The organism is Pseudomonas laurentiana (assembly GCF_014648275.1).
In the GTDB taxonomy this organism is placed as follows: Bacteria; Pseudomonadota; Gammaproteobacteria; order Pseudomonadales; family Pseudomonadaceae; genus Aquipseudomonas; species Aquipseudomonas laurentiana.
Genome location: NZ_BMQU01000051.1, coordinates 1 through 5487, shown reverse-complemented (window position 1 = coordinate 5487; position 5487 = coordinate 1). Strand labels below are relative to the sequence as shown.

General features: G+C 55.9%; 4 protein-coding genes and 1 tRNA gene. 2 read left to right on the top strand and 3 right to left on the bottom strand.

The features are described from left to right. Nucleotides 1-322: 322 nt before the first annotated feature. Nucleotides 323-1930 carry a methyl-accepting chemotaxis protein gene (locus IE038_RS23630; protein WP_189396395.1) on the top strand — a complete coding sequence of 536 codons (1608 nt, stop codon included), beginning with the start codon at nt 323-325 and terminating at the stop codon, nt 1928-1930. Nucleotides 1931-2119: 189 nt separating this feature from the next. Here the strand turns inward: IE038_RS23630 and IE038_RS23625 are convergent. Then, nucleotides 2120-2196 (bottom strand) — tRNA-Arg (locus IE038_RS23625). A 106-nt stretch (nt 2197-2302) separates the two neighbouring features. Next, nucleotides 2303-2896: a phosphonate metabolism protein/1,5-bisphosphokinase (PRPP-forming) PhnN gene (gene phnN / locus IE038_RS23620; protein ID WP_189396394.1), complete on the bottom strand. Its 594-nt coding sequence runs from the start codon at nt 2894-2896 to the stop codon at nt 2303-2305. 345 nt (nt 2897-3241) lie between these two features. Here phnN and IE038_RS23615 point away from each other — a divergent pair, with 345 nt between their 5' ends. After that, nucleotides 3242-3568 (top strand): Arc family DNA-binding protein, encoded by a 327-nt coding sequence (locus IE038_RS23615; protein WP_009681471.1) that lies wholly within the window; start codon nt 3242-3244, stop codon nt 3566-3568. 70 nt (nt 3569-3638) lie between these two features. Here IE038_RS23615 and mgtE read toward each other — a convergent pair whose 3' ends face one another. Then, nucleotides 3639-5081: a magnesium transporter gene (gene mgtE, locus IE038_RS23610; protein WP_163939842.1), complete on the bottom strand. Its 1443-nt coding sequence runs from the start codon at nt 5079-5081 to the stop codon at nt 3639-3641. Between the last annotated feature and the right edge of the window lie 406 nt (nt 5082-5487).

The window sequence follows — 5487 nt, the reverse complement described above, 5'->3', positions numbered from 1 at the left end:
TGATTTCACAAGCACCCACACGAATTGCTTGATTCGATTGTTAAAGAGCGGTTGGTTAAGAGCGTTTCGTCTCAACCGATGGCGCGCATTCTACGCTTTCCGAAGCGCCCGTCAAGCAATTATTTCGAGTTTTTTCAGATTTTCTCTTTTAGCTTCAAATGCTTAACAAACCCCTCTCCCCGCGCCTCAGCTTAGCCCTATATAAGCAGCACGCTCATGACGCTATCTCAAGCAACCACGCGGTATTACGCCATTGCGCTCTGGACACTCGCCTATCTCTATCTACCCTTAGCTCACGACATGGACGTGGAGCGGCTTGAGTATGAATATTCGTCAGAGAACGATTGGATTTGGGCTCGTCAGCATTCTGGCTGCCTTGCTGCTTGGTGCAAGCGGCCTTATCGGGGAGCACGCTCAAAACAAGGCACTTATCCGCAGCGACAACAGCATGACTGCCATGCGCAATCACATGGAGGGCGACATGATGCACGATGCCCTGCGTGCGGACGTGCTGGCCGCCTTGCTTGTAGCGCCTGGAGACAAAGCCGGAGCCAATCAGGTATTAATGGATCTGAAAGAACACGCCCAGTGGTTTCAGACCGTTATGCAGAACAACCTCAAGCTGCCGCTTGACCCGGATCTGCACGAGGCGATCGCCAATCTTGGCCCCTTGCTGGACACCTATATAGAAAGCGCCACCTCGATCATCCACATGGCGCTGGAATCACGCGAAAAAGCACAGGCGCAGCTGCCGGCATTTCTCAAGACGTTCAAAGAACTGGAGGAGCGTAACACTGCCCTGAGCGACCTGATTGCAACCCGCGCAGATACCAGCCGTACCCAGAGCAAGACAGCACTGCAACAGAGCGTGACTGTACTGATCGGCGGCATGCTGATCGCCACGCTAGTGCTGCTCTTTTGCACGGTGCAGTTGATTCGCTCAGTACTGCGACCGCTGAGCGAGACCATGGCAATCGCCGACCGCATTGCGCAAGGTGACCTGACGACCGAAATCCAAGCCCATGACCGCGATGAGACCGGGCGCCTGCTGCGCTCCCTGGCCGACATGCGCGACAGCCTGCGAGGAATGATCCTGGCGATTCAGGAGGAAAACGCCATGTTGCGCACCATCGCCCGCGAGCTTGGCCAAGCATCGAAAAGCCTGGTCGAGCGCACCGGCCAACAGTCCGATAGCGCTACCAGCATGGCCTCCGCCACCGAACAGATGATCACCAACATCTCGCAAATTGCTGAGCATGCGCGCGATGCGCAATCCATTTCCGGCCAGTCAGAGCGCCTGGCCACAGATGGCGGAAATGTGATCCTCAACGTTGTCGATGGCATGAAAGGCATCGACGAGGCAGTCAATCGCTCCTCCGAGACCATCACGGCACTGGGGCAAAGCTCGGAGGACATCTACTCCATTATCCAGGTGATCAACAGCATCGCCGAGCAAACCAACCTGCTGGCACTGAACGCTGCCATTGAGGCTGCACGTGCAGGTGAAGCAGGCCGAGGATTTGCGGTGGTCGCCGACGAGGTCCGTGGATTGGCCGCACGCACAGCGCAGTCCACTGGCGAGATCACCACCATGATCGAGCGCATCCGGGAGAGTACCGGGCAAGCCGTCGACAGTATGCAGACCGGCGTCAGCCGCGTACGTAAAGGAGTCGAACTGGCCACTCAGGCCGGCGCATCCATCCAGCAAATCCGTGAGGGGGCCCGCCAGGCCGCTTCGGTAGTCGAGGAAATCTCTCAAACCATCGGCGAGCAATCCAAAGCCAGCCAGGAAGTGGCGCAACAAGTGGAACTGATCGCTCGAATGTCCCGTGACAACACCGAAACGATGCGCCAACTGGCGGCCACCGCTCAACAGCTTGGTGACGCAGCCCAGAGCATGCAGTCCAGTGTGTCGCTGTTTCGCATCTGACAACTCAAACCTGGGTGCGCAGCAACCATGCTGATGCACCCAACCTGGTCATGAGCGTCAAAAAGTTACGTCAGCGGCTTAAACAACTGTTTCGCCGCAGCCCAAAAAGCGAGCCTGCTCCACATCCAACGCGCAACACTGTCACGGGAAATGAGAGAAAGGATTGATGAGCCGCAGCAATTGCAAGAATGGTGTCCCAGGGCAGGTTCGAACTGCCAACCTTCCCCTTAGGAGGGGGATGCTCTATCCAATTGAGCTACTGAGACGCAGAAGCCGGCAACGAATGCTGCACGGCGCAAGTCGGCGAGCATGTTACCCAGCACACCAGCTTTTGTCATGTCATCCGTAGGGGTTTTTGGCTGTAGGTTTTATTTAGACCTCAGCAGCCAGCACACCCTCCTGACGCAACAGAGCCAACAAGCGTGATACGGCATCACGCAACTCGCCGGAGTTATCCAGTGCATGAACAGTATAATCCTGAGCACAAGCCAAGGCCCGCGAGCGCTCCAGGCGTCGCTCGATGTCATCAAGGCTTTCTCGCGCCCGCCCCAGCAGGCGCTGCCGCAAGACGCCTGCATCGACGGTCAACAATACAGGCAACAGATTCGGATAACGCACTCGTGCCTCAGACAAGTGAGCGCGAGAGCCATTGACCAGAACATGCCGCCCGTCTTTTAACCAGGCATCGATCTGCACGGGGATGCCGTAGGACAGGCCATTAGCCTGCCAATGCAACGCAAACGCCTTCTGACTACAGAGCAACTCAAACTGCTGCGGGGTAACCCCCTGGGCCTCTTCCCCCTTGGCCTCCGCCGAGCGGGTAATCACACGCCGCGCAATCATTACGCCCTGCCCCTGAAGCACGGGACGCGCCGCTTCAATCAGGCTGTCCTTGCCGGCCCCTGAAGGCCCCACCAGATAAATCAATCTACCTGTCAAGCAATCGTCACTTGCGTCATGCTGCATAGCCACTATGCTCATAAGTTAAGGAAAGCACGCGAATTTTAAATTTTTCTCCCGCTCTGTTCTTGCCATTTGTCGGAGCAAGGAGATAGCTTCCACCAAATCGAACAAGCGAGGAAATGAAGACTTTTAAAACCAGTACGCATTTCTGATAATTGGTACTGGCAAATAGCCTTTATCCGGCTCATTATTTGTCACAGAATTGACGCCAAGGAACCGGCGATTGTGAGGCATCATAGGCGCCCCACTCGCAATTCAGGTTGAACATTTGGCCCCAACAGTGGTCGTAACGTCACCGTGCGGCCAATTTCAAGAACCGCTTCCCCTGAACTAAAACCGGTCAATTATATGCGCCCAATGAAACAGGCTATCTACTCAAGCCGCACCGCAGACAAATTCGTCGTCCGCCTGCCTGACGGAATGCGTGAGCGCATTGCCGAGGTTGCGCGCAACCATCATCGCAGCATGAACTCTGAAATCATCGCTCGCCTGGAGCAGAGCCTGATCCAGGAAGGAGCCCTGGGCGATGAACTGAGCATGCGCCTGGACAGCCCGGAGCTATCCCTGCACGAGCGCGAACTGCTGCAACGCTTCCGCCAGCTCTCCCACCGCCAACAGAATGCGCTGGTTGCCCTGATCGCGCACGATGCAGAGATGGCAGCCGACGCCTCCTGAATCCCAATCCACACACCCACAAAAAAGCCCGCATAACAGCGGGCTTTTTTTTGTCACGCCTGGAGGAAACCTACAACAGGAAGATCGTTGCCAGCCCCAGAAAGATAAAGAACCCGCCACTGTCGGTCACGGCAGTGATCATCACGCTGGAACCCATTGCCGGATCGCGCCCCATACGCACCAGCGTCATCGGGATCAGCACTCCCATAAGCGCAGCAAGCAAGAGATTCAGGGTCATTGCCGCAGTCATCACCACACCAAGCGACCAGCTATGATAAAGCAGGAACGCTACGATACCTATCACACCACCCCAAATGAGGCCGTTGATCAGGGCAACCGCCAATTCCTTGCGCATTAACCGCGATGTATTGCCCGGGCTCACCTGATCGAGCGCCATGGCCCGAACAATCATGGTGATGGTCTGGTTACCGGAGTTACCCCCAATACCTGCCACGATCGGCATCAGGGCAGCCAATGCCACCAGTTTCTCGATCGACCCCTCGAACAGACCGATCACACGGGAAGCCACGAACGCAGTAATCAGGTTGATCGCCAACCAGGCCCAACGGTTACGCAGCGAGCGCCAGACCGACGCGAAGATATCTTCTTCTTCACGCAGACCCGCCATGCTCAAGACTTCGCTTTCGCTTTCTTCACGAATCAGGTCAACCATCTCATCGATGGTCAGACGACCGATCAGACGGTCGTTCTTGTCGACCACCGGACCAGAGATCAGGTCATAGCGCTCAAACGCCTGAGCCGCATCGTATGCGTCTTCTTCTGGATGAAAGGTGACCGGATCACTGGCCATGACCTCGGAAACCTTTTTCTCCGGATCATTGACCAACAAACGCTTGATCGGCAGAACGCCCTTGAGAATACCGTCATAGTCGACCACGAAAAGCTTGTCGGTATGCCCCGGCAGTTCTTTCAGGCGACGAAGATAGCGCAGCACCACCTCTAGACTGACGTCTTCACGGATGGTCACCATCTCGAAGTCCATCAACGCGCCGACCTGCTCCTCATCGTAACTCAGCGCAGAACGGACACGCTCACGCTGCTGCGCATCCAGGCTCTCCATGAGCTCATGAACGACGTCACGCGGCAGCTCAGGGGCTAGGTCCGCCAACTCGTCGGCATCCATCTCCTTGGCCGCAGCCAGCAGCTCGTGATCATCCATGTCAGCGATCAGGGTTTCACGAACCGAGTCGGACACTTCGAGCAGAATGTCGCCGTCACGCTCAGCCTTGACCAGTTGCCAAACAGTCAAACGGTCATCGAGTGGTAACGCTTCGAGAATATAGGCAACGTCGGCAGAGTGCAGATCATCGAGCTTGCGCTGCAGCTCGACCAGGTTCTGCCGGTGAACCAGGTTTTCAACCAGGTCGTGATGATGGCCTTCCTGGCGATGCGTGAGGTCTTCGACCACGCGCTGGCGCTGCAACAGCTCGACCACCTGAGCAAGGCGATCCTGAAGGCTATCTTGAGTCTTTTTTACTTCGATTTCAGTCATAGGCGAACTCCACTCCCAGCAGGGAGCACGCCGGGAGGATCAATCAGTCAGAACGTGATTGGCAAAATCAGCTATTGAGTAACTACTGGGTAAGTCCATGGTGGTATTCCACAAGCCCCGGCGGGGCTGACGGGCGCAATCATACACTGCTTGAACAATCGAAGCGCTTAAAATCTTGGCCAGAACAGCCGCTTGCGGCATAAAGCTCGACAGCATTCAGAGCCACTTGTGCGACGGCACTACGCAATAGAAAAGCACATTGCCGAAAATACCAGCACACGATGACGGCACACTGAATGACAATTTAGTGATTGTGCTTTACGAGAAAATTAATTTCGCGGAAATCGAGTAGGAGGCGAGTTCACACCCGCCGTCCTCTCACACCACCGTGCGTACGGTTCCGTAC